The sequence below is a fragment of the Streptomyces sp. NPDC028991 genome, assembly GCF_055564775.1.
Window position 1 is genome coordinate 16,818 of the sequence record NZ_JBVHVP010000038.1, and the last position, 23,209, is coordinate 40,026.

The following is a 23,209-nucleotide window of genomic DNA, read 5'->3' on the forward strand; positions in this document are numbered from 1 at the left end:
GGCAGGCGGCGCCCCCTCCACCCGCGCCCGCCTGGGTCAGTCCGGCCGTACCGCGGTCGGGTCGCCCGTCCTCCCGGCCGCCGGCCGCTCCGCCCGGGCCCAGTGGCAGGCGACCTGGGCCGTGTCGCCGCCGCGCAGGATCTCCAGTTCCCGATGCCGGCACGCGTCGGCGACCCCGGCGCGTTCGGCCTCGCCACCGGCCAGGATCTGGCAGCGGACGTGGAAGCGACAGCCGGTGGGGACGTGCGACGGATCCGGGGGTTCGCCGGACAGCACGACCGGGGCGCCGGGCGCCTGAGGCAGGACGGACAGCAGGGCCTGGGTGTACGGATGCCGGGGCGCCGTCAGCACCTGCTCCACCGCACCCGTCTCGACGATCCGGCCGAGGTACATCACCGCGACCCGGTCGGCGATGTTCCAGGCCAGCCCCAGGTCGTGGGTCACCACCAGCGCGGACAGGCCGAGCTCGGTGCGCAGCCGCAGCAGCAGCGCGAGGATCTCGCCGCGCACCGACGCGTCGAGGGAGGCCACCGGTTCGTCGGCGACGAGGAGTTCCGGTTCCAGGACCAGGGCGCCCGCGATGACGACCCGCTGGCGCTGGCCGCCGGACAGCTCGTGCGGAAAGCGCAGGAAGAAGCGTTCCGGGGGCCGCAGCCCGGCCCGGGACAGGGCCTCGGCGACCGCCGTCCGCTCGTCCCCCGCGTGACCGTGGATCCGCAGACCCTCGGCGACGATGTCGTACACCGTGTGCCGCGGGTTCAGTGAGCCGCTCGGATCCTGGAGGACCAGTTGGGCCCGCCTGCGGTACGCCTTCAGCGCGCGGGCGGAGCGGGCGAGCGGTGCGCCGTCGAAGGTGACACGGCCCGCGGTCGGCGCGACCAGGCCGAGCAGGCACCGGGCGAGCGTCGTCTTCCCGCAGCCCGACTCGCCGACCAGAGCGACGATCTCGCCCCGCCCGATGTCGAGATCGACCCCGTCCACGGCCCGGGCGGCGGGCGCGCCACGCCGGCCGGGGAAGGCGACCTGCAACCCCTGGACGCTCAGCAGCGAAGGTGCGGTGTTCGTCGTCGCGGTGTTCGTCGTCGAGGTGCTCGTCATGGGGTGCTGCTCCTCACTCCCTCGTCCCGCGCCGGCGGTGTGCCGCCGGACGCCGCGCCGCCGGCGGGTGGTGGGCCGGTGCCGTCGGACCCCACGTGCACGCACGCCGCCCGCCGGTCCCGGCCCGCCCCCCGCAGCACCTGGTCCTGCGTGGCGCAGATGTCCAGCGCGACCGGGCACCTCGGATGGAACGCGCACCCCGACGGCACCGCCGCCGGGTCGGGCGGGTCTCCCGGCAGCCCGCGCGGCGCGAACCGCGAGGCCGGGTCCCCGATCCTCGGGAACGCCCCCGACAGCGCCCGGCCGTACGGATGCCGGGCGTCCTCGTAGACCTGCCGTGCCGGGCCCTCCTCGACCACCCGGCCCGCGTACATCACCGCGAGCCGGTCGCAGGTGTCGGCCAGCACGGCCAGGTCGTGGCTGATCATGATCAGGCCGACGTCCTGCTCACCGACCAGGCCCTCGATCAGCCGCAGGATCTGCGCCTGGATCATCACGTCGAGTGCCGTGGTGGGCTCGTCGGCGACGATCAGACGCGGGTCGCAGGCCAGCGCCATCGCGATCATCACCCGCTGCCGCTGGCCGCCGGACAGCTCGTGCGGGTAGGCCCTCGCCCGCCCGGCCGGCAGGCCCACCTGCTCCAGCAGCTCACCGGTTCTCTTCCGGGCGCCGGCCGGCGTGGCCCTGCGGTGCAGCAGGATCGGCTCGGCGATCTGGTCGCCGACACGGTGCACGGCGTTCAGGGAGTGCATCGCGCCCTGGAAGACGATCGACGCCCCCGCCCAGCGGACCGCACGCACCCGGCCCCACTTCATGGTCAGCACGTCCTCGCCGTCCAGCAGGATCTCCCCGCCACTCCGGGCGCCGGGCGGCAGCAGCCGCAGCACCGCCAGCGCCAGGGTGGACTTGCCGCAGCCGGACTCGCCCGCGATGCCGAGCTTCTGGCCGGCGGCGAGGGTCAGGTCGACCCCGCGCAGGGCGGCCGCACCGCCGGGATACGTCACGTGCAGGTCGCGGACCTCGAGCAGACTCAACGCGACACCCCCAGCCTGGGATTCAGTACGGCCTCCACGGCACGCCCGCACAGCGTGAACGCCAGCGCCACCAGCGCGATCCCGACACCCGGCGGCACCAGGTACCACCAGTCGCCGGAACTCACGGACCCCGCCTCCCGCGCGTCCTGCAGCAGCCCGCCCCAGGACACGACCGCCGGGTCCCCGAGCCCGAGGAAGGCCAGGGTCGCCTCGGCCAGGATCGCGGAGGAGATGATCAGGGTCGTCTGGGCGAGGACCAGCGGCATGACGTTGGGCAGCACGTGCCGGGACATGATGTGCCAGTGCCCGCCTCCGAGGGCCTTCGCGCGTTCTATGTACGGCCGTGATTCCACCGCCAGTGTCTGCGCCCGTACCAGACGGGCCGTGGTGGGCCAGGTGGTCACGCCGATCGCCAGCACGATCGTGCCCAGCGAACGGGACAGGACCGTCGCCAGCACGATGGCCAGCACCAGCGTCGGCATCACCAGGAACCAGTCCGTGATCCGCATCATCACCGTGGCGTACCAGCCGCGGAAGTGCCCGGCCGTGATCCCGATGAGCGCGCCGATCGTCACCGACAGCGCGGCCGCGAGCAGTCCGACGAGCAGCGAGACGCGCGAGCCCCAGACCAGCAGGCCCAGAAGGTCCCGCCCGAACTGGTCGGTGCCCAGCGGGAACCGGCCGCTCGGGCTCTCCAGCGGCTGCCCCGGCGCGTTGGTCACACGCTCCACGTCCGACCCGACGGTGAGCGGAGCGGTCAGCGCGACGAGCACGAAGAGCGTCAGCGCCGCCAGCCCGAACACGCCCGCGCGGTGCCTGCGGTACTCCTTCCAGAAGCGCGAGACGGAAGCCCGGCGTCGCCGCCGGGCGAGAGCGCGTGGACCGGGCGCCGCGGACTTCGCCGAGGTCCCGGGGCTCTCGAGGCTCTCGGAACTCTCTGAGCCCTGGGGGCCTTCGGGGCCTTCGGGGCCTTTGGCGCTCCCGGTGGTCTCGGCGGTCATCGGCCCACCCTCGGGTCGAACAGCGGATACAGCAGGTCGGCCAGCGTGTTCATGAGGATCACCGCGGCGGCGAAGACGAAGAACAGCCCCTGTACCAACGGGAGATCGGGCACGCTGAGCGCCTGGTAGAACAGTCCGCCGAGCCCCGGCCAGGAGAAGACCGTCTCGACCAGGATGACTCCTGCCACGGTCCGCCCCAGGTTGACGAAGACCAGCGTGACGGTCGGAAGCAGAGCGTTGGGCACGGCGTGCCGGCGCCGTACGAGATCGTCCCTGAGGCCCTTGGCCCGCGCCGTCGTCAGGTAGTCGCTGCCCATCTCGTCCAGCAGCGCGGACCGGGTGACCAGCAGTGTCTGCCCGTACTCCACGGCGACCAGGGTCACCACCGGGAGCACGAGGTGGTGGGCGACGTCCAGGACCCGGGCGAAGCCCTCCTCGCTGCCCGACTCCATGCCCCCGGTCGGGAACAGGCCCGGGACCGGGTCCACACCGACGGACAGCACGATGATGAGCAGCAGCCCCAGCCAGAAGGACGGGATGGAGTAGAGCGTCAGTGCCAGACCGGTGTTGAGACGGTCGCCGAGCCGGCCGTGCCGCCATGCCGAGCGGGTGCCGAGGAAGACGCCCAGCGCGGTGTAGAGCACGAACGCCGTGCCGGTGAGCAGCAGGGTGTTCGGCAACGCCTCGGTGATCTTGTCGACGACCGGGGCGCGGAACTGGTACGACGTGCCCAGGTCCCCGGTGAGCGCCTTGCCGCAGTAGTCCGTGAACTGCTGCCACAGCGGCAGGTCGAGCCCGAACTCGCGCCGGTAGACGGCGATCTGCTCGGCCGAGACCGGACGGCGACCCGTCATGAACTTCACCGGATCACCGGGGATCATCCTGAAGAGGAAGAAGCTGGTGACGAGGACGGCGAGCAGGGAGACGGCCGCTCCGGCCAGCTTGCCCGCCACGTACCGCGGATACGCGCCGACGGTGAGCCGGCGGGGCGACGACCCGGACGGCCGCCCCCCGCCCGCGGACCCCGGCCCCGTACCCGCACCGGTGCCCGAGGCCGAGGTCGCGGTCGTCGGCCTACTCACGGTCGTCCGCCGTCGCCCGGCGCCGGAGCAGGAAGAACACCCCGAGCCCGACGAGGACGACGGCGCCCGCGGCGACCCCGATCACGGCACCGGTCGACGACGAACCACCGGAGGAGTCACCGGAGTCCGCGGGGACCGCCGACCACCAGCTCCAGTAGCCGTCCTGCCCGTAGATGTTGCCCGCCGCGGAGGGCATGGTCGTGATCGACTCGATCTGGTCCGTGCGGTAGGCCTCGACCGCGTTCGGATAGGCCATGACGTTCATGTAGCCCAGGTCGTACAGCCGCGACTGCATCTGTTTGACGAGGTCCGCCCGCTTGGCGGGGTCGTACTCGGCCAGTTGCCGGGCGTACAGCTCGTCGTACGTCTCGTCGCAGATGAAGTTGTCCGTGGCTCCCGTGTCCTTCGGCGTGGCCGGGAGCGCGGCGCAGGTGTGGATGGAGAGCACGAAGTCCGGGTCGGGGTTGACGGACCAGCCGTCGAAGGCCAGGTCGTACTCGCCGGCCAGCCACGGGTCGGTCACGTTGTCCAGGCAGTTGAGGGTGACCGAGATGCCCAGCTCGCCCCACCACTCCTCCAGGTACTTGCCGACCGCCTTGTCGTTCGGGTCGGTGGCGTGGCACAGGATGCGGTAGTCCAGCTGCTTGCCGTCCTTGCCCAGGCGCTCGCCGTCGGCGTTCGTCCGGTAGCCCGCCTCGTCGAGCAGCCGGGCCGCCTCGGCGGGATCGTATGCCAGCTTCTGGCCGGCCGACGGCTCGAAGAAGTACTGCGGGAAGCGCGGCGGGATGTAGCCCTCGCCCTCGACCGCGTGGCCCTGGAACACCTTGTCGACGATGGCCTTGCGGTCCACCGCCATGAACAGCGCGTGCCGCACCCGCTGGTCCAGCAGGGAGGGGTGGCCGTCACCGAACTCGGTGCCGTCCTTGGCCCGTGCGCCCGGATTGGTGGCGAGGGCGTAGAAGCGGCGGCCGGGCGCGTCGTTGACGTGGACGTTCTCCTCGTCCTCGAGCGAGGCGGACTGGGCGGGCGTCAGCGACGGCGACCCGGACACGAACGACACCTCGCCCTTGCGCAGGGCGGCCACGGCGGCGTCCTGGTCCTTGTAGTAACGGAAGACGAGCTCGTCGAACTTGGGCGCGCCCCGCCAGAAGTCCTTGTTGGCCTTCAACCGCACATAGCTGTCCGGCTTGTAGTCCGTGAGGACGAACGGCCCGTTCCCGACGACCGGGAAGTCCTTGTCGTTGTTGAACTTCGAGAGGTCGTCGACCTTCTCCCAAACGTGTCTGGGGACGATCGGCACGTCGAGCGCGGTCATCGTGGCCTGCGGCTTCTTCAGCCGGATCACCAGCCGGGTCGGGCTGGGCGCGGTGACCTCGGCGAAGTTGGTGACGAAACTGCCGTTGGCGGTCGCGGCGCCGTCGTCGGTCATCATCTTGTTGAACGTCCACGCCGCGTCCTCGGCGGTGGCCTGCCGCCCGTCCGACCACTTGGAGTCGGAGCGAATCGTGTACGTCCAGGTCAGCTTGTCCGGTGACGACTTCCACTTGGTGGCGAGACCCGGGACGACGTGGTTGTCCTCGGGGTCGTAGTTGGTCAGGTACTCGTACGTCAGCCGGTGGATGCTGGTGCTGAGCAGCCGTACCGCCAAGAAGGGACTGAGCGAGTCGACGCTCTGTGCCACGGCGACGGTGAGCACCTTGTCGTCCTCGTCGGCCGCGGCCGACGGGGCCGCGATCCCCGATGCGAGGAGGAGTGCGGTGGCGCCCGCGGCGGCGAGCAGCCGGATCCTCCGCGGGCGGGTGCCGGTACGTCCACTGCCGTGCTGATCGTGTGTGCTCATGACTACCTGACCTCGCGTCATCGCACGCGCGGGATGCTGTGGGCCCCCGCGTGAGGCGGGCTTGAACAGATGTGAACAGGCTGAGGCGATCCGTGAATGGCTCTGAGCGGACTTGATCGGGTGGCGCAAGTGGGATGAAGTGTGTGTCTACCAGCGGCAGTCTGCGCGCGTCAACGGTGCGTCAAACCCCATGTGGCCTGCGGAAACAACGAGTTGATGACGCATTCACTCCCATTGGCGCAGACCACTGGCGCCTCCCTGGTGAGAGCCTGACGGCCGAGCCCCACCCGTTCTGCCTGCGAACGTGCGAAGGCCCGCGCCGTCCGTGACGACGCGGGCCCTTACGCGGTGGCGGATCTACTGCTGCGGCGGGGGAGGCGCCTGCCCCGGCTGCTGCTGCCCCGGCTGCGGATATCCGTAACCGGGCTGCGGGTACGGCTGCTGCCCGGGCTGTTGCGGGTACGGCTGCCCGTGCTGTCCCGGCTGGGGCTGCCCGGGTTGTGCCGGCTGCCCCGGCTGTGCGTACTGGGCCGACTGGCCGGGCGCACCGGGCTGACCCTGCATCGGCTGCGGTCCGGGCATCGGCTGCTGTCCTGGCACGGGCTGTTGTCCCGGTACGGGCTGTTGTCCCGGTACGGGCTGACCCGGCAGCGGCGGTGCGGCCACCGGCGGAGGGTTGCCGTTGGACGTCCACAGGCCGTGCGACTGCTGGTGGCGGACGAAGTCCTCCGCGACCATCGCCGAGAGGTTGAAGTACGCCTCCCGCACCTTCGGCCGCATCATGTCGAGGTCCACCTCGGCACCGGCGGCCAGGTGCTCGTCGAACGGCACCACGACGACGCCCCGGCACCGGGTCTGGAAGTGGCCGACGATGTCGTCAACCTTGATCATCTTGCCGGTCTCACGGACCCCCGAGATGACGGTGATGGACCGGGAGACGAGGTCGGCGTACCCGTGGGCGGACAGCCAGTCCAGCGTCGTGCTGGCGCTGCTCGCACCGTCCACGGAGGGTGTCGAGATGATGATCAGCTGGTCGGCGAGGTCGAGCACACCGCGCATGGCGCTGTAGAGGAGACCGGTGCCCGAGTCGGTGAGGATGATCGGGTACTGCTTGCCCAGCACGTCGATCGCGCGCCGGTAGTCCTCGTCGTTGAAGGTCGTGGACACGGCGGGGTCGACGTCGTTGGCGATGATCTCCAGCCCGGACGAGGCCTGGGAGGTGAACCGCCGGATGTCCATGTACGAGTTGAGGTACGGGATCGCCTGGACGAGGTCACGGATGGTCGCCCCGGTCTCCCGGCGCACCCGGCGGCCGAGCGTACCGGCGTCCGGGTTGGCGTCGATCGCGAGGATCTTGTCCTGCCGCTCGGTGGCGAGCGTGGAGCCGAGGGCGGTGGTCGTGGTCGTCTTGCCGACGCCGCCCTTGAGGCTGATGACGGCGATGCGGTAGCAGGAGAGCACGGGCGTGCGGATCAGTTCCAGCTTGCGCTGCCGCTCGGCCTCCTCCTTCTTGCCACCCAGCTTGAACCGCGAACCGCCGGCCGCCGGGCGGCTGCTCTTCGCCTTCTGCTTCTTGTTGTTGAGCAGCCGGTCGGACGACAGCTCGACGGCGGCCGTGTAACCGAGCGGTGCGGCACCCGGGTTGGTGGGCTGGCGCTGGTCGTGCTGCATGGGCTGCGGCCAGGCGGCACCGAGACGGGGGTCGACGGGCTGCTGCTGGGGCTGATTGGCCTGGTGAGCTTGCTGAGCTTGCTGGGGAGGCTGGGGCTGACCTTGCTGACCCTGCTGCGTCGGCTGGGGCGCAGGAGGCGCTTGGTATGGCTGCTGGGCATACGGGGTCGGCGGGGTCGACGGGGCCGGCGGACTCTGAGAGCCCTGCCCCGGCTGAGCGGCCAGCGGCTGGGCCTGCGGGACCTGCGGTGTCTGTGGTGCCTGCGGGACCTGCGGTGCCTGCGGGGCGAAGCCCTGCTGAACGGCCGACGACGGGGCCGGCGGTGTCTGCGCGTCATCCTGCGCCCGGCCCTGCTCCGGTACGCCGGGGTACGGCTGTTGTTGCGGTGACTGCCCGTGCGGCCCGGGTGCCTGCGGGAAGCCGTAACCACCGGGCTGGGCCGGGGGGTGGGGCTGCGGAGTCGGCGCGCCGGGCTGCGGGAACCCGTAACCGGCGGTACCGGGCACGGGGGCGGGGGCGCCGCCAGGCTGAGAGGCCGGAGACTGCTGGGCCGGCGGAGGCGTGGTGTGGCCCGGCTGCGGGAAGCCGTAGCCGGCCTGCGGAGCGGGCTGCGCGGTCGCCTGGTTCGGCGGCATTGGAGGCATCGGCGCGGCGGTCGGCTGCGGGTTCCACGCGGCGGGCGCCGGCTGTGGGGCCTGCGGCTGGAACGGAGGCTGCTGGGCCGGTACGCCCGCCTGCTCCGGAGCGGCGGGGGCCGGCTGCGGCTCTGCGGGCCACTGGTGCGCCGGAGCGGGTGCGCCAGGGGGGTACGACGGAGGAAGCGGCGGCAGTCCGCCCTGCGTCACGGGCGGTGCGTCGGCCGGAGCGGCATCTTCCGGCGCGGTGTCCACGGGAACGCTGTCCGCGGGTACGGCGTCTGCGGGTACGGCGTCCGCGAGTACGGCGTCCGGAACCGCGTCAACGGGCTCCGCAACGGGCGTCGCGGGAGCCACCGGGGGCTGGGCGTCCTGCGGCTCGGGCATCGCGTCCTCGGGCTCGGGCTCGGGCTCACGCTCGGGCTCACGCTCGGGCTCCGCCGGGGTGCTGTCCTCGGGCTCGTACTCGGGCTCATCGTCCGGAGCCGGACCGCCGAGGCGGACCTCGGCCACGTCGTCGGATTCGTCGGCCGGGTCGGCCGGGTCGGACACGTCGATGACATCGGCCGCACCGTCCCCGTCCGTCACGTCGTCCCGCGCGCTGTCGTCCCGCGCACCGTCGCCGGCGAGTTCGGAGCCGCCCGCGCCTGCGGAACCGTCGACGCTCCCGCGCTCCACGGTGTCGTCCGCCACGGAGGGGGACTCGTCCGGCGCGTCCTCGCCGTTCTCCTCGGAAACGGTCGCCGCATCGTCCTGGGCGGTGACCTCGGGCTCGGCGACCACAAGGGCCGGGTGCTCGTCCAACCCGGTGCCGTCCGCCACGGCACGCTCGGAGATCTCCCGCTGCAGGGCGCTCGCGGAGAAGCGCATGGTGGCGCCACTCTCCAGATCACCGTTGTCGGTCTCCGGCTCGGTCTCGGTCTCCGGCTCCGGCTCGGGCTCGGGCTCGGGCTCGGGTTCGTCGGCCGACGCGGGAGCGGGTGCCTGAAGCTGAAACCCGCCGGCCGGAAACGTCGGTACGGCCGTGGGGGAAACCGGATCCGCGGCAGGTGCCGGGGCGGCCACGGCCTCCGGCTCGGACCGCACCTGCGGTTCAGGCTCGGACTCCGGCCGCCCCTGTGGCTGTTGGGACTGCTGCGGCTCGAACCCGCTCCCGACCGGCAGCCTGGGTACCCCGGCCGGCCCACCGGTCGGCGGCGCGGGCGGAGTGAACGGCGCCCCCGGACCCGGCGGCGGAGGCGGTGTGAACGCGGCCCCCGGAGCGGGCGGCGGCGGCGTGAAGGGCGCCCCAGGGGCCGGGGCCGGAACGGAGGAAGAGCCGTTGGCCGCAGCCGCGTGCGGCGGCGGCGTCAGCCCGGGCAACGGCGGAACCGGCCCGCGGGGAGCGGGCGGAGTGGACGCGGCGGGCGGAGCGGACGAGGTGGAGGAAGAAGAGGAACCGGCACCCGACCCCGAGACCGCCCCCTGCCCTTGACCCTGCCCCTGCCCTTGACCCTGCGGCCCCTGTGCCGGATCGCTCGACGCGTTCTGCGTGTACCAGGCGGGCGGGGCGTAGTCGATGGTGAACTCGCCCGTCGTCTCGATTGCGGACTCCGCGTCGGGTTGGTCATCGCCGGGTGTAGCCCAGCCCCCGCGGATCCCGTCCCGATCGCTGCTCACAGTTCCTCCTGGTGTGGTCGAGCACCCTCATGCCGTGCTGGGGCGACCGTTTTTGTCGTCCGACGTTGTCCGAAGTGAAACGAGGTCGTCCGATCGTCGGCCCTCCCCGTACGACGCCGACGACCGGTCCACGGGTTCTGGCGTCGCGCCGGGACCCAGCCTAATCACCACACGCCCCACCCCGGCAGCCCCGTCCTCACCTCAGCGTCTGCCCATTGCGTCACAGCCTGCCCCGAAGTGCCGTACCTCGTTTCCGAATCCGTGCATGCGCACACCGCATCCATGGACAAGTCAGACAGAACGCCACCGGAACGTGGTCGGAGTCGACGGTGTCGGACCCGCGCGGGCCCACGGGTGATCGCGGGTGATCAAGGCACCGGCACAGTAGGAGCGCTTGCCGTCATCCCATGGCGGGAATCCCATCACCAGGAAGAGGACCCACGCGTGAGCTACGGCCCGCCCCCTTCGATGACCCGGCCCCCGCCGACCGCGCGGACCGCCGAGGGGAAGCGCGGTCGGAAGGCTCTGACGGCACTGCTCGCGGTCGTCGTGGCCGCCGCGTTGGGCACCGGCGGCTGGCTGCTGTGGGGCGGTGGGGACGAGAACGGCGCTGCGTCGGACAAGCCGGGTGCCGCGGACGGGCAAGGCCCCCGTGACGTACGGGAGACGGTCGAGAAGCAACCCGCGAGCACCGTGGGCGAGATGGCCTTCCGGTTCTCCGTGGACGACATGGTCCCCGGCGAGCACGTCGAGATGCCGGGCATGTGGGCCACGGACCGCATCCTCGCCAAGGGCGTCAACAAGACACTCGTCGGCATGCGCATCGGCACCGACGTCGCGCCCGGCGAGGAGGAGTGGCGGCTCGGGCTCGACGGCCCGATCTGCGGCTACACGCGCCATGTGACCGTCGACCACCGCACCGCCGTTCTCTTCAGGGCGAACGACGAGGAAGAGGACGCCTTTTGCAACCAGGTCGCCTTCGTCGACCTCGACGACGGCCGACTCGTCTGGGAGGACCGCTTCTCCTACTCGGTAGCCGGTCCCGGCCCGGGCTCCGCGACGGGCAGGAGCACCCAGGACCAGCCGAGCGTGACGCTGACGCACGACACGGTCGCCGTGACCTGGGGCGGTGGCACCGTCGGGTACGACATGGAGAAGGGCACCAGCCGGTGGGCCACGAGGGCCACCGCCCCCTGCCAGGACATGGGAGCGGCAGGCGGACGCGCGCTGCTGATCCGTCAGAGGTGCTGGAGCACCGACGAGAGCGTGCCGGACACGTCCTGGCAGCACGTCACCTACAAGGTGCGCAAGGCCGACCCGGCCACCGGCCGGACCCAGTGGACGTACTCCGCCGCCAAGGGCATCCGCGACCTCAGTGTGCCCTCGTCCGAGCCCCCCGTCCTCGCCGTCGCAGGCGGCGACACCGGGATCACCGACCTGCTGTCCCTCGACGACAAGGGCCGCAACCGCGCCACGATCAGTCTCCGCAACGGCGCGTACGTCGCCGACTGCGCCTACACGGACCACCTGATCATCGACGACTGCCCGACCATCGCCGTCGGCGCGGGGCAGGTCTTCATCCGCAGCAAGGACCAGATGGAGAAGCAGGTCTCCAACTGGATCATCGGCTTCGACCTGGCGACGGGGAACACGACGAAGAAGTTCGACTCCGGTCCGGGCTCCCTGCTCCAACCGCTGCGGATGAGCGGTGACCAGCTCCTCGCCCTGCGCCTGAGCAACGACCACATCGCGCCGAACGCGCTGGTCGCCCTGGATCCCGCGACGGACAGGGAGATCCCGTACTTCTACTTCGGCCTGCCGAGCGAGGGCGAGCCGCTGACGCTCGCGAACGAGAACGACATCGTCGTCCAGGACGGCCGGATCTTCTTCGGCGCCAAGTCCGCGAGGGGCCCCTCCGGCGACAAGAAGAAGCAGTGGCTCTACCTGGTCCTCGGCATCGGAAGCAGCAGCGCGGCGGAGAAGCCCTGACGCTCCCCCTCCCCGCACAACGCACCGCTCAGTCCACGCGCCGCTCAGTCCACGCGCCGCTCAGTCCACGCGCCACTCGGCACACGCGCCACTCGGCACAGGCACCGCTCGGCCCGGGCGTCACTCCGCCCGGGCGCCGCCGTCCCCCTCCGCCGGCTCCAGGTCGAATTCCCCGTCCCGGGCGCCGAGCACGAACGCCCGCCACTCCGCCTCCGTGTACCGAAGCACGGTGTCCGGGTCGAGCGACGACCGCATGGCCACGGCACCGGCGGGCAGGTAGGCGATCTCGACCCGTTCCTCGTGCTCCTCGGTACCGGGCGCGCTGTGCCACTCGACGCCGGAGATGTCGAGGGAGTAGAGCTCGTCCCGCTCCCGTTCCTTGCGCGCCTTGAGTTCCCGGTCCTCGGCGTCGACCATGGTGGCTCGGTCCTTCCTGTACTGCGGGCGGTCTGTGCGGTCACCCTACTGGCCACCGTTCTCCCTGCTCAGCGGTTTGCGGATGTCCGTGACCGCAGGGGTGACGGACACGTGTCCAAGCCCGCCGGCGACCTGCGGGAAGGGCCGTCCGTCCAGGCTGGTACGCTGTGTGACGGCCGTTTGTGTACGCGCCCCCGGAGCCCAGGAGCCCTGGAGGCCGCGCCCAGCGGATCCCCGCCTTCCGAGTCACGGAAGATCCCCCGAGACGTAGACCGGGGGCACTCGGTGGGCACTCACAGACCAACGAGGAGTACGCGTGTCGCTCGACGCCGCAGTGAAGAAGCAGATCATCACCGAGTTCGGTACCAAGGAGGGCGACACCGGCTCCCCCGAGGTCCAGGTCGCTCTGCTGTCCCGTCGGATCTCCGACCTGACCGAGCACCTCAAGACCCACAAGCACGACCACCACTCCCGTCGTGGTCTGCTGATCCTGGTCGGCCAGCGCCGCCGGCTGCTGCAGTACCTCGCCAAGAAGGACATCCAGCGCTTCCGTGCGCTGGTCGAGCGCCTCGGCATCCGCCGCGGTGCGGCGGGCGCCAAGTAAGACGCCGTGAAGGGAGCGGTTCCCATCGTTCGGGGGCCGCTCCCTTTGCTGTACGTGCGCTCTGACGCCACCGCTTTGTAGTGTGGTAACAGAACACAAGACGCACGACGTACGACACAACGAACGACACAACGAACGACACGAGGAGAAGCGCGCCTCGCCGCCGCCGGTCCTCGGTAGTGGCCCCCGGGGGCAGAACCCCGGGTGCTTCGATCGAAGACCGGCCCGCATTGCACGGAGCGCTTCTCCGCCACCGTCCCCCCGCCACACGGGCGAGGAGGGACGAAGACGAGGAGAAAACACTAGTGGAGAACGAGACCCACTACGCCGAAGCCGTCATCGACAACGGCGCGTTCGGCACCCGCACCATCCGCTTCGAGACGGGCCGGCTGGCCAGGCAGGCCGCCGGTTCCGCCGTGGCGTACCTGGACGACGACACCATGGTGCTGTCGGCCACCAGCGCCTCCAAGAACCCCAAGGACCAGCTCGACTTCTTCCCCCTCACGGTGGACGTCGAGGAGCGGATGTACGCCGCCGGCAAGATCCCCGGCAGCTTCTTCCGCCGTGAGGGCCGGCCGTCCGAGGACGCCGTCCTCACCTGCCGCCTGATCGACCGGCCGCTGCGCCCGTCCTTCAAGAAGGGCCTGCGCAACGAGATCCAGGTCGTCGCCACGATCATGGCCCTCAACCCCGACCACCTGTACGACGTCGTGGCGATCAACGCCGCCTCCGCGTCCACGCAGCTGGCCGGCCTGCCCTTCTCCGGCCCGATCGGCGGCGTCCGCGTCGCGCTGATCCGCGGCCAGTGGGTGGCCTTCCCGACGCACACCGAGCTCGAGGACGCCGTCTTCGACATGGTCGTCGCGGGCCGTGCCCTGGAGGACGGCGACGTCGCGATCATGATGGTCGAGGCCGAGGCCACCGAGAAGACCGTCAAGCTGGTCGAGGGCGGCGCCGAGGCGCCCACCGAGGAGGTCGTCGCCGCCGGTCTGGACGCCGCGAAGCCCTTCATCAAGGTGCTGTGCCGCGCGCAGGCCGACCTCGCCGCGAAGGCCGCCAAGCCGACCGGCGAGTTCCCGATCTTCCTGGACTACCAGGACGACGTGCTGGAGGCGCTCACCGGCGCCGTCAAGCCGGAGCTCACCCAGGCGCTCACCATCGCCGGCAAGCAGGAGCGCGAGGCCGAGCTGGACCGCGTGAAGGCGCTCGCCGCCGAGAAGCTCCTGCCGGAGTTCGAGGGCCGCGAGAAGGAGATCTCCGCCGCGTACCGCTCGCTGACCAAGTCCCTGGTCCGTGAGCGCGTCATCAAGGAGAAGAAGCGCATCGACGGCCGCGGTGTCACCGACATCCGCACCCTGGCCGCCGAGGTCGAGGCCATCCCGCGCGTGCACGGTTCCGCGCTGTTCGAGCGTGGCGAGACCCAGATCCTGGGCGTCACCACCCTCAACATGCTGCGCATGGAGCAGCAGCTCGACACCCTCTCCCCGGTGACGCGCAAGCGCTACATGCACAACTACAACTTCCCGCCGTACTCCGTCGGCGAGACCGGCCGCGTCGGCTCCCCGAAGCGCCGCGAGATCGGCCACGGCGCCCTCGCCGAGCGCGCCATCGTGCCGGTGCTGCCGACGCGCGAGGAGTTCCCGTACGCGATCCGTCAGGTGTCCGAGGCCCTCGGCTCCAACGGCTCGACGTCCATGGGCTCGGTCTGCGCCTCCACCATGTCGCTGCTGAACGCCGGTGTGCCGCTGAAGGCCCCCGTCGCCGGTATCGCCATGGGCCTGATCTCCCAGGAGATCAACGGCGAGACGCACTACGTCGCCCTCACCGACATCCTCGGTGCGGAGGACGCCTTCGGCGACATGGACTTCAAGGTCGCCGGCACCAAGGAGTTCGTGACCGCCCTCCAGCTCGACACCAAGCTGGACGGCATCCCGGCCTCCGTCCTGGCCGCCGCTCTCAAGCAGGCCCGTGACGCCCGCCTCCACATCCTCGACGTGATGATGGAAGCGATCGACACGCCGGACGAGATGTCCCCGAACGCCCCGCGGATCATCACGGTCAAGATCCCCGTGGACAAGATCGGTGAGGTCATCGGCCCCAAGGGCAAGATGATCAACCAGATCCAGGAGGACACGGGCGCCGACATCACGATCGAGGACGACGGCACCATCTACATCGGTGCCGCCCAGGGCTCGCAGGCCGAGGCCGCCCGCGCCACGATCAACGGCATCGCCAACCCGACCATGCCCGAGGTCGGCGAGCGCTACCTGGGCACCGTCGTGAAGACGACGACCTTCGGCGCGTTCGTCTCCCTGCTGCCCGGCAAGGACGGACTGCTGCACATCTCGCAGATCCGCAAGCTCGCCGGCGGCAAGCGCGTGGAGAACGTCGAGGACGTGCTCGGCGTGGGCGCCAAGGTCCAGGTCGAGATCGCCGAGATCGACTCCCGCGGCAAGCTCTCCCTGATCCCCGTGATCGAGGGCGAAGCAGGCGACGACGAGAAGAAGGACGACGCCGACCAGTGACGTCCCGTAGCTCCAAGGCGACGGCCCGCACCTCCTCGGAGGCGCGGGCCGTCGCCCGTACCCAAACCCTGATCAAGGGCGAGCACGGCATCGGTACGGTCCGCAAGACCACCCTCCCGGGCGGCCTGCGCATCGTCACCGAGACCCTGCCCTCGGTCCGCTCGGCGACCTTCGGCATCTGGGCGCACGTCGGCTCCCGCGACGAGACCCCGGCCCTGAACGGCGCCACCCACTACCTCGAGCACCTGCTCTTCAAGGGCACCCGCAAGCGCAGCGCCCTGGACGTCTCCTCCGCCATCGACGCCGTCGGCGGCGAGATGAACGCGTTCACGGCGAAGGAGTACACGTGCTACTACGCACGCGTGCTCGACACCGACCTGCCGCTCGCCATCGACGTCGTCTGCGACATGCTGACCGGCTCGCTCATCCGCGAGGACGACGTGGACGTCGAGCGCGGCGCGATCCTCGAAGAGATCGCGATGACCGAGGACGACGCCGGCGACTGCGTGCACGACCTGTTCGCGCACACCATGTTCGGCGACAACGCGCTGGGCCGCCCCGTCCTCGGCACCGTCGACACGGTCAACGCACTCACCGCCGACCGCATCCGCCGCTTCTACAAGAAGCACTACGACCCCACCCACCTGGTGGTCGCCGCGGCCGGCAACGTCGACCACGACAAGGTCGTACGCCAGGTCCGCGCCGCCTTCGAGAAGGCCGGCGCCTTCCGCGAGCCGGTGGCCGCCCCCATCGCCCCGCGCGACGGGAGGCGCACCATCCGTGCCGCGGGCCGGGTCGAGCTGATCGGCCGCAAGACCGAGCAGGCCCACGTCATCCTCGGCATGCCGGGCCTCGCCCGCACCGACGAGCGCCGCTGGGCCATGGGCGTCCTCAACACCGCCCTCGGCGGCGGCATGTCCTCCCGCCTCTTCCAGGAAGTCCGGGAGAAGCGCGGCCTGGCCTACAGCGTGTACTCGTACACCTCGGGCTTCGCCGACTGCGGACTCTTCGGCGTCTACGCGGGCTGCCGGCCCTCCCAGGTGCACGACGTGCTGAAGATCTGCCGCGACGGACTCGACCACGTCGCCGAGCACGGCCTCACCGACGACGAGATCGGCCGCGCCGTCGGCCAGCTCCAGGGCTCCACGGTGCTCGGCCTGGAGGACACCGGCGCGCTGATGAACCGTATCGGCAAGAGCGAACTGTGCTGGGGCGAGCAGATGTCCGTCGACGACATGCTGGCCCGGATAGCCTCGGTCACGCCGGACGACGTCCGCGAGGTCGCCCGCGACGTCCTGGGACGACGGCCCTCACTCTCGGTCATCGGCCCGCTGAAGGACAAGCAGGCGTCCCGGCTGCACGACGCCGTCGCCTGAAACCTCCGGTCAACCCTCTCCGGTAAGGAAGCAAGAGACATGAGCAAGCTGCGCGTGGCCGTCCTCGGTGCCAAGGGCCGGATCGGCTCCGAGGCGGTACGGGCGGTCGAGGCCGCCGAGGACATGGAGCTGGTCGCCGCCCTCGGCCGGAACGACAGCCTGGACACGCTGGCCGAAGCCGGCGCCCAGGTGGCCGTCGAGCTGACCACCCCCGCCTCGGTGATGGACAACCTCGACTACTGCGTACGCCACGGCATCCACGCCGTCGTCGGCACCACCGGCTGGACCGACGAACGCCTCGCACAGCTGAACACCTGGCTCGACGGCTCCCCGGAGACGGGCGTGCTCATCGCGCCCAACTTCTCCATCGGCGCCGTGCTCACCATGAAGTTCGCGCAGCTCGCGGCCCCGTACTTCGAGTCCGTCGAGGTCGTCGAGCTGCACCACCCGAACAAGGTCGACGCCCCGAGCGGCACCGCCACCCGCACCGCACAGCTGATCGCCGAGGCCCGGCAGAAGGCAGGCTCCGCACCGGCGCCCGACGCCACTGCCACCGCCCTGGACGGCGCCCGCGGCGCGAACGTCGACGGTGTCCCGGTCCACGCGATCCGGCTGCGCGGCCTGCTGGCCCACCAGGAGGTCCTGCTGGGCGGCGAGGGCGAGACCCTCACCGTCCGGCACGACTCCCTGCACCACAGCAGCTTCATGCCGGGCATCCTGCTGGGCGCCCGCCGGGTGGTGACCAGCCCGGGCCTCACCTTCGGCCTGGAACACTTCCTGGACCTGAACTGAGACCTGAACCGAGATCCGAACCGAGATCCGAACCGAGCCCCTGACCCTCATGCGCGCGAAAATCTCCTACGCCGTCACGGCCGCCGTCCTGGTCTTCTACTTCGCCCTGGTCGGCAGCCGCGGCGTGATGCTCATCGGCACCGGCACACCCCTCACCGTCACCTTCGGCGTCGCGGTGCTGATCCTGCCCGTGATCGGTGTGTGGTTCCTCTGGAAGAACACCCAGTTCGTCCGCAAGGCCAACCGGCTCGCCGCCGAACTCGACGCCGAGGGCGGACTGCCCGTCGACGAGCTGAAGCGCACCCCCAGCGGCCGCGTCGACCGGGACTCGGCCGACGAGGTCTTCGCCCAGCGCAAGGCCGAGACGGAGCACGCGCCCGGCGACTGGCGCAACTGGTTCCGCCTCGCCGTGGCCTACCACGACGCCCGCGACACCCCGCGCGCCCGCAAGGCGATGCAGCGGGCGATCGCCCTGCACGACGGCAAGCACGTCGAGGCGGCCTGAACAGACCGAAACGCGCGGAGCGAAACGCCGGGGCCCGGACCGCACCACGGTCCGGGCCCCGGCGTCTGCCGTCGCTGCTCAGCCCCGCCCGTACTCGGCGGCCCACGCCTCCACCGCGTCGGCCGCCCGGTCGAAGGCGTCCTCACGGGCGAGGAAGTCGGCGTTGTGCGTGGTCAGCAGCGGAGGCGAGGTCTCCGCGGACCGGCCCTGCCGGACGAGGAGCAGCGCCTGCCCCTGCACCGCGCGCGGCAGCCCGAGCCAGCGCACCGGCTGCTGCACCGTGCGCACGCTGGCGACCTGCTGCCAGGCCACCGTGCGCGTGCTGAAGAAACTCACGAGCCGCACCCCGTGCGCGCTCACCCACGCGCCCATGCGCAGCAGCCGCAGGGCGCAGACGATCACGACCACCGCGATGCCGAAGACCACACCGGCCGAGGACAACGAGTCCGTCGCCGCGATGATGATCGCCGCGAACAGTACGAACGAGGCGAGCAGCAGCATCAGCGCCGCCGCCCCCACGCGCCACGGCCCCGGCCGGTAGGGCCGGCGCCAGAGGTCGCGGTCGTCGTACGGCAGTGCGACGTCGTCGTCGGCGTCGAAGGCGCGGTCGGCCGTCAGGAAGGGCAGGGGCACGGCTGGTCCTCACTCGTTCCATGGCATGGTGCTGTGCCCGGTGAGGCTACCGACCTGTGTCTCCGGTCACCACCCTCGGGGTCCGGATGGCGTCAGGACCGGCCCGTCGAGGCCCCTCAGCGTCGGTCGGACGCCTGCGACGGCTGTTTGTGCGGGGAGGGCTGGTCGGCCGACAGAGCGGGCATCCCGATCACCAGGGAGCCCACGATTCCGGCGACGACGGTGAGTCCGAGCAACCAGCGCCCGGCCAACTGGCCGAAGGACGCCCGCTCGCGGGGCGGGGGTGTGACATTGCTGCGGAACCTGTCGGCTTCGGCGACGAAGGCGAACGGCACGGGTTCACGCCGGCGGATCATGGAGGCTGCGTCTCCCTTCAGGGATGAGTGCTTCGCTGTTACTCATACAGACGAACGAACAGCCCCTCGGGTGCCCTCTTTCACCGATTTCATCGCGGCACGCCACCGAACGCCCCATTCGGCGGGTCGTAGAGTGGCCTCGCCAAGCGACAAGATGGGAAGGCCCTGCACCCGTGACCGACACACCCGCCGACGATTTCAAGATCGACCTCCGCAGCGACGTGACCGTCGAACTGGTCAAGAGCAGCGCGACCGACTCCGACGTGCTGTTCGCCGCCCGTGTCTCGACCGTCGGGGAGCAGTCCCTGGACGAGCTGAAGAAGGACCCGGAGCGCTCGAAGGGCCTGATCAACTACCTCATGCGGGACCGGCACGGCAGCCCGTTCGAGCACAACTCGATGACCTTCTTCATCAGCGCCCCGATCTTCGTCTTCCGCGAGTTCATGCGGCACCGCGTCGGCTGGTCGTACAACGAGGAGTCGGGCCGCTACCGGGAGCTCCAGCCGGTCTTCTACGTGCCGGGACAGGACCGCAAGCTGGTCCAGCAGGGCCGCCCGGGCAAGTACGTCTTCGTCGAGGGCACCGCCGAGCAGCACGAGCTCGTGAGCCGGTCGATGGAGGACTCCTACCGCCAGGCATACCGCACGTACCAGGAGATGCTCGCCGCCGGCGTCGCCCGCGAGGTGGCCCGCGCGGTGCTCCCCGTCGGCCTGTACTCGTCCATGTACGCCACCTGCAACGCGCGCTCGATGATGCACTTCCTCGGCCTGCGCACCCAGCACGAGCTGGCCAAGGTCCCCTCCTTCCCGCAGCGGGAGATCGAGATGGTCGGCGAGAAGATGGAACAGGAGTGGGCGCGGCTCATGCCGCTCACCCACGCCGCCTTCAACACCAACGGTCGCGTGGCCCCGTAACGCGCCCTCGGCGCCCGATCGGGCACAGATGTACGCATCAGCCGTGCGAAGTGTCCGTATTGCGGCGTTTGGAGAAGTTCATCTAGCCTGATCAAAGGGACCCGGCACTGCTTGAACCCCCGAGCAGGCAGTGCCGGGCTCCACTTCCGTTCCGACCTGCCGCCTCCCCCGAGGGCAGACCCCGCCCTGAGCAACGAGTAGCGTGTAACCCATGGCTCCGACCTCCACTCCGCAGACCCCCTTCGGGCGGGTCCTCACCGCCATGGTCACGCCCTTCGCGGCGGACGGCGCACTCGACCTCGACGGCGCGCAGCGGCTCGCCGCCCACCTGGTGGACGCAGGCAACGACGGCCTGATCATCAACGGCACCACCGGCGAGTCCCCCACCACCAGCGACGCGGAGAAAACGGACCTCGTACGAGCCGTCCTGGAGGCCGTCGGCGACCGGGCACACGTCGTCGCCGGAGTCGGCACCAACAACACCCAGCACAGCATCGAGCTGGCCCGCGCCGCCGAGCGCGTCGGCGCCCACGGCCTCCTGCTCGTCACGCCGTACTACAACAAGCCCCCGCAGGAGGGCCTGTACCGGCACTTCACGGCCATCGCAGACGCCGCCGAGCTGCCGGTCATGCTCTACGACATTCCCGGCCGCAGCGGCGTCCCGATCAACACCGAGACGCTGGTCCGCCTCGCGGAGCACCCGCGGATCGTCGCGAACAAGGACGCCAAGGGCGACCTCGGCCGCGCCAGCTGGGCCATCGCGCACTCCGGCCTCGCCTGGTACTCCGGCGACGACATGCTGAACCTGCCGCTGCTCTCCGTGGGCGCGGTCGGCTTCGTCTCGGTCGTCGGCCACGTCGTCACCCCCGAACTGCGCGCCATGGTGGACGCGCACGTCGCGGGTGACGTACAGAAGGCACTGGAGATCCACCAGCAGCTGCTCCCGGTCTTCACCGGCATGTTCCGCACCCAGGGCGTCATGACCACCAAGGCCGCGCTCGCCCTCCTGGGGCTGCCCGCCGGACCGCTGCGCGCGCCCATGGTCGGTCTGACGCCCGAGGAAACAGAGCAGCTCAAGATCGATCTTGCCGCCGGCGGGGTACAGCTCTGACAACAGACTTCGTACGACCGCACCACCGCGCGACCGGACTTCACAACTGAATACGCGGGCCACCGGTGCCCGCACCCCACTACGACAACTGCTTCTGCACGAACGTCACGCGCGCCACGTGCCCACCGGTACGTGGCGTGTGTGGTTGAGGAGAGTCTTTTGAGTCATCCGCATCCTGAACTGGGCCGTCCCCCGGCGCTCCCCAAGGGCGGCCTCCGGGTCACGCCCCTCGGCGGCCTCGGCGAGATCGGCCGCAACATGACGGTCTTCGAATACGGCGGCCGTCTGCTGATCGTCGACTGCGGAGTGCTCTTCCCGGAGGAGGAGCAGCCCGGAATCGACCTGATCCTGCCGGACTTCTCGTCCATCAGGGACCGCCTCGACGACATCGAGGGCATCGTCCTCACTCATGGCCACGAGGACCATATCGGCGGCGTCCCGTTCCTCCTCCGGGAGAAGCCGGACATCCCGCTGATCGGTTCCAAGCTGACCCTCGCGCTGATCGAGGCCAAGCTCCAGGAACACCGCATCCGTCCGTACACCCTCGAGGTGGCGGAGGGACACCGCGAGCGCATCGGCCCCTTCGACTGCGAATTCGTCGCGGTCAACCACTCCATCCCCGACGCCCTGGCCGTCGCCATCCGCACCCCCGCGGGCATGGCCGTCCACACCGGCGACTTCAAGATGGACCAGCTCCCGCTGGACGGCCGCCTCACGGACCTGCACGCCTTCGCGCGCCTGAGCGAGGAGGGCATCGACCTCCTCCTCTCGGACTCGACGAACGCCGAGGTCCCCGGGTTCGTCCCGCCCGAGAAGGACATCTCCAACGTTCTGCGCCAGGTCTTCGCGGGCGCCCGCAAGCGGATCATCGTGGCGAGCTTCGCCAGCCACGTCCACCGCATCCAGCAGATCCTGGACGCGGCACACGAGTACGGCCGCCGGGTCGCCTTCGTCGGCCGTTCCATGGTCCGCAACATGGGCATCGCCCGGGACCTCGGCTACCTCAAGGTGCCGCCGGGTCTCGTCGTGGACGTCAAGACGCTCGACGACCTGCCGGACAGCGAAGTGGTCCTGGTCTGCACGGGTTCCCAGGGGGAACCGATGGCCGCCCTGTCCCGGATGGCCAACCGCGACCACCAGATCCGCATCGTCAACGGCGACACGGTGATCCTGGCCTCGTCCCTGATCCCGGGCAACGAGAACGCGGTGTACCGCGTGATCAACGGCCTGACCCGCTGGGGCGCGAACGTCGTCCACAAGGGCAACGCCAAGGTGCACGTCTCGGGCCACGCCTCGGCCGGCGAGCTGCTGTACTTCTACAACATCTGCCGACCCAGAAACCTGATGCCGGTCCACGGCGAATGGCGCCACCTGCGTGCCAACGCCGAACTGGGCGCCCTGACCGGCGTCCCGCACGACCGCATCGTCATCGCCGAGGACGGCGTCGTCGTCGACCTCGTCGAGGGCAAGGCCAAGATCTCCGGCAAGGTCCAGGCGGGATACGTCTACGTCGACGGCCTCTCGGTCGGCGACGTGGGAGAGCCGGCCCTCAAGGACCGCAAGATCCTCGGGGACGAGGGCATCATCTCGGTCTTCGTGGTCATCGACTCGTCCACCGGCAAGATCACCGGCGGCCCGCATGTCCAGGCCCGGGGCTCGGGCATCGAGGACTCGGCCTTCGCAGCGGTGCTCCCCAAGGTCACGGAAGTCCTGGAGCGTTCGGCCCAGGACGGCGTCGTCGAGCCGCACCAGCTCCAGCAGCTGGTGCGTCGGACCCTGGGCAAGTGGGTCTCGGACCAGTACCGACGCCGGCCGATGATCCTCCCTGTGGTCGTGGAGGTCTGACGCTCCGTCGGGCCTCCGACAGCGTCAACCTGGAGCGGGGGGGGGGGGGGGGTGGGGGGGGGGGGGGAGCCCCCCACTGTTCTCCCCCCCTCTTCGCGGAAAGACACAACACGTCTTTGTG

19 protein-coding genes and 1 pseudogene are annotated in these 23,209 nt (G+C 70.7%); 10 read left to right on the forward strand and 10 right to left on the reverse strand.

Annotated elements, in window-relative coordinates:
• Nucleotides 1-36 precede the first annotated feature (36 nt).
• From ACZ4V1_RS34515 to ACZ4V1_RS34540, 6 genes are all read right to left on the reverse strand, one after another.
• Nucleotides 37-1,098, reverse strand: a complete 1,062-nt coding sequence (locus tag ACZ4V1_RS34515; protein ID WP_468344664.1) for an ABC transporter ATP-binding protein — start codon at nt 1,096-1,098, stop codon at nt 37-39.
• Complete coding sequence (locus ACZ4V1_RS34520; RefSeq protein WP_468344667.1) at nt 1,095-2,132, reverse strand: ABC transporter ATP-binding protein; 1,038 nt, start codon at nt 2,130-2,132, stop codon at nt 1,095-1,097. The genes ACZ4V1_RS34515 and ACZ4V1_RS34520 overlap by 4 nt, the downstream gene beginning before the upstream one ends.
• Nucleotides 2,129-3,133, reverse strand: a complete 1,005-nt coding sequence (locus tag ACZ4V1_RS34525) for an ABC transporter permease (protein WP_468344670.1) — start codon at nt 3,131-3,133, stop codon at nt 2,129-2,131. The genes ACZ4V1_RS34520 and ACZ4V1_RS34525 overlap by 4 nt, the downstream gene beginning before the upstream one ends.
• Entirely contained in the window at nt 3,130-4,215 is a 1,086-nt protein-coding gene (locus ACZ4V1_RS34530; RefSeq protein ID WP_468344673.1) for an ABC transporter permease, read from the reverse strand. The genes ACZ4V1_RS34525 and ACZ4V1_RS34530 overlap by 4 nt, the downstream gene beginning before the upstream one ends.
• The gene (locus ACZ4V1_RS34535; protein ID WP_468344675.1) at nt 4,208-6,055 is read right to left on the reverse strand and encodes an ABC transporter substrate-binding protein; all 1,848 of its coding nucleotides are present in this window, start codon (nt 6,053-6,055) and stop codon (nt 4,208-4,210) included. The genes ACZ4V1_RS34530 and ACZ4V1_RS34535 overlap by 8 nt, the downstream gene beginning before the upstream one ends.
• Before the next feature lie 357 nt (nt 6,056-6,412).
• On the reverse strand, nt 6,413-9,448 hold the full coding sequence (locus ACZ4V1_RS34540) for a MinD/ParA family ATP-binding protein (RefSeq protein ID WP_468344704.1): 3,036 nt from the start codon (nt 9,446-9,448) through the stop codon (nt 6,413-6,415).
• A gap of 235 nt (nt 9,449-9,683) precedes the next feature.
• On the opposite strand from ACZ4V1_RS34540, the gene ACZ4V1_RS34545 reads away from it, so the two are divergent.
• Entirely contained in the window at nt 9,684-9,836 is a 153-nt protein-coding gene (locus tag ACZ4V1_RS34545) for a hypothetical protein (protein WP_468344707.1), read from the forward strand.
• A 101-nt stretch (nt 9,837-9,937) separates the two neighbouring features.
• On the opposite strand, the pseudogene ACZ4V1_RS34550 reads toward ACZ4V1_RS34545, so the two are convergent.
• Nucleotides 9,938-10,021, reverse strand: a pseudogene (locus ACZ4V1_RS34550) (SCO5717 family growth-regulating ATPase); the annotation flags it as partial.
• A 444-nt stretch (nt 10,022-10,465) separates the two neighbouring features.
• Between ACZ4V1_RS34550 and ACZ4V1_RS34555 the strand changes: the two are divergent.
• A complete protein-coding gene (locus ACZ4V1_RS34555) occupies nt 10,466-12,010 on the forward strand; it encodes an outer membrane protein assembly factor BamB family protein (RefSeq protein WP_468344678.1) in 1,545 nt (514 codons plus the stop codon).
• Between the two features lie 120 nt (nt 12,011-12,130).
• Here the strand turns inward: ACZ4V1_RS34555 and ACZ4V1_RS34560 are convergent, their stop codons facing one another.
• Nucleotides 12,131-12,427 carry a DUF397 domain-containing protein gene (locus ACZ4V1_RS34560; RefSeq protein ID WP_468344681.1) on the reverse strand — a complete coding sequence of 99 codons (297 nt, stop codon included), beginning with the start codon at nt 12,425-12,427 and terminating at the stop codon, nt 12,131-12,133.
• 316 nt (nt 12,428-12,743) lie between these two features.
• Here ACZ4V1_RS34560 and rpsO point away from each other — a divergent pair, with 316 nt between their 5' ends.
• From rpsO to ACZ4V1_RS34585, 5 genes are all read left to right on the forward strand, one after another.
• Complete coding sequence (gene rpsO / locus ACZ4V1_RS34565; RefSeq protein WP_019330982.1) at nt 12,744-13,031, forward strand: 30S ribosomal protein S15; 288 nt, start codon at nt 12,744-12,746, stop codon at nt 13,029-13,031.
• Between the two features lie 305 nt (nt 13,032-13,336).
• Nucleotides 13,337-15,556: a polyribonucleotide nucleotidyltransferase gene (locus ACZ4V1_RS34570; protein ID WP_055421659.1), complete on the forward strand. Its 2,220-nt coding sequence runs from the start codon at nt 13,337-13,339 to the stop codon at nt 15,554-15,556.
• Nucleotides 15,553-16,932 carry a M16 family metallopeptidase gene (locus ACZ4V1_RS34575; RefSeq protein ID WP_468344684.1) on the forward strand — a complete coding sequence of 460 codons (1,380 nt, stop codon included), beginning with the start codon at nt 15,553-15,555 and terminating at the stop codon, nt 16,930-16,932. Before ACZ4V1_RS34570 ends, ACZ4V1_RS34575 begins: the two co-directional genes overlap by 4 nt.
• Before the next feature lie 39 nt (nt 16,933-16,971).
• Nucleotides 16,972-17,724, forward strand: a complete 753-nt coding sequence (gene dapB, locus ACZ4V1_RS34580) for a 4-hydroxy-tetrahydrodipicolinate reductase (protein ID WP_468344687.1) — start codon at nt 16,972-16,974, stop codon at nt 17,722-17,724.
• 49 nt (nt 17,725-17,773) lie between these two features.
• Nucleotides 17,774-18,229: a tetratricopeptide repeat protein gene (locus ACZ4V1_RS34585; protein ID WP_468344689.1), complete on the forward strand. Its 456-nt coding sequence runs from the start codon at nt 17,774-17,776 to the stop codon at nt 18,227-18,229.
• A 78-nt stretch (nt 18,230-18,307) separates the two neighbouring features.
• Here ACZ4V1_RS34585 and ACZ4V1_RS34590 read toward each other — a convergent pair whose 3' ends face one another.
• Together ACZ4V1_RS34590 and ACZ4V1_RS34595 are read right to left on the reverse strand one after the other, a co-directional pair.
• Complete coding sequence (locus ACZ4V1_RS34590; protein ID WP_468344692.1) at nt 18,308-18,862, reverse strand: hypothetical protein; 555 nt, start codon at nt 18,860-18,862, stop codon at nt 18,308-18,310.
• Between the two features lie 116 nt (nt 18,863-18,978).
• Nucleotides 18,979-19,218, reverse strand: coding sequence for a hypothetical protein (locus tag ACZ4V1_RS34595; protein WP_055421654.1), 240 nt, complete (start codon nt 19,216-19,218; stop codon nt 18,979-18,981).
• Between the two features lie 173 nt (nt 19,219-19,391).
• On the opposite strand from ACZ4V1_RS34595, the gene thyX reads away from it, so the two are divergent.
• From thyX to ACZ4V1_RS34610, 3 genes are all read left to right on the forward strand, one after another.
• The gene (gene thyX / locus ACZ4V1_RS34600) at nt 19,392-20,132 is read left to right on the forward strand and encodes an FAD-dependent thymidylate synthase (protein ID WP_468344695.1); all 741 of its coding nucleotides are present in this window, start codon (nt 19,392-19,394) and stop codon (nt 20,130-20,132) included.
• Between the two features lie 211 nt (nt 20,133-20,343).
• On the forward strand, nt 20,344-21,243 hold the full coding sequence (dapA, locus tag ACZ4V1_RS34605) for a 4-hydroxy-tetrahydrodipicolinate synthase (protein ID WP_468344698.1): 900 nt from the start codon (nt 20,344-20,346) through the stop codon (nt 21,241-21,243).
• Nucleotides 21,244-21,402: 159 nt separating this feature from the next.
• The gene (locus tag ACZ4V1_RS34610) at nt 21,403-23,088 is read left to right on the forward strand and encodes a ribonuclease J (RefSeq protein ID WP_468344701.1); all 1,686 of its coding nucleotides are present in this window, start codon (nt 21,403-21,405) and stop codon (nt 23,086-23,088) included.
• Nucleotides 23,089-23,209 lie beyond the last annotated feature (121 nt).

Coding starts and splice junctions, on each gene's coding strand:
- ACZ4V1_RS34515 (WP_468344664.1), bottom strand. CDS start 1,098: ATGACGAGCACCTCGACGACGAACACCGCGACGACGAACACCGCACCT.
- ACZ4V1_RS34525 (WP_468344670.1), bottom strand. CDS start 3,133: ATGACCGCCGAGACCACCGGGAGCGCCAAAGGCCCCGAAGGCCCCGAA.
- ACZ4V1_RS34535 (WP_468344675.1), bottom strand. CDS start 6,055: ATGAGCACACACGATCAGCACGGCAGTGGACGTACCGGCACCCGCCCG.
- ACZ4V1_RS34560 (WP_468344681.1), bottom strand. CDS start 12,427: ATGGTCGACGCCGAGGACCGGGAACTCAAGGCGCGCAAGGAACGGGAG.
- dapB (WP_468344687.1), top strand. CDS start 16,972: ATGAGCAAGCTGCGCGTGGCCGTCCTCGGTGCCAAGGGCCGGATCGGC.
- ACZ4V1_RS34585 (WP_468344689.1), top strand. CDS start 17,774: ATGCGCGCGAAAATCTCCTACGCCGTCACGGCCGCCGTCCTGGTCTTC.
- ACZ4V1_RS34595 (WP_055421654.1), bottom strand. CDS start 19,218: ATGATCCGCCGGCGTGAACCCGTGCCGTTCGCCTTCGTCGCCGAAGCC.
- dapA (WP_468344698.1), top strand. CDS start 20,344: ATGGCTCCGACCTCCACTCCGCAGACCCCCTTCGGGCGGGTCCTCACC.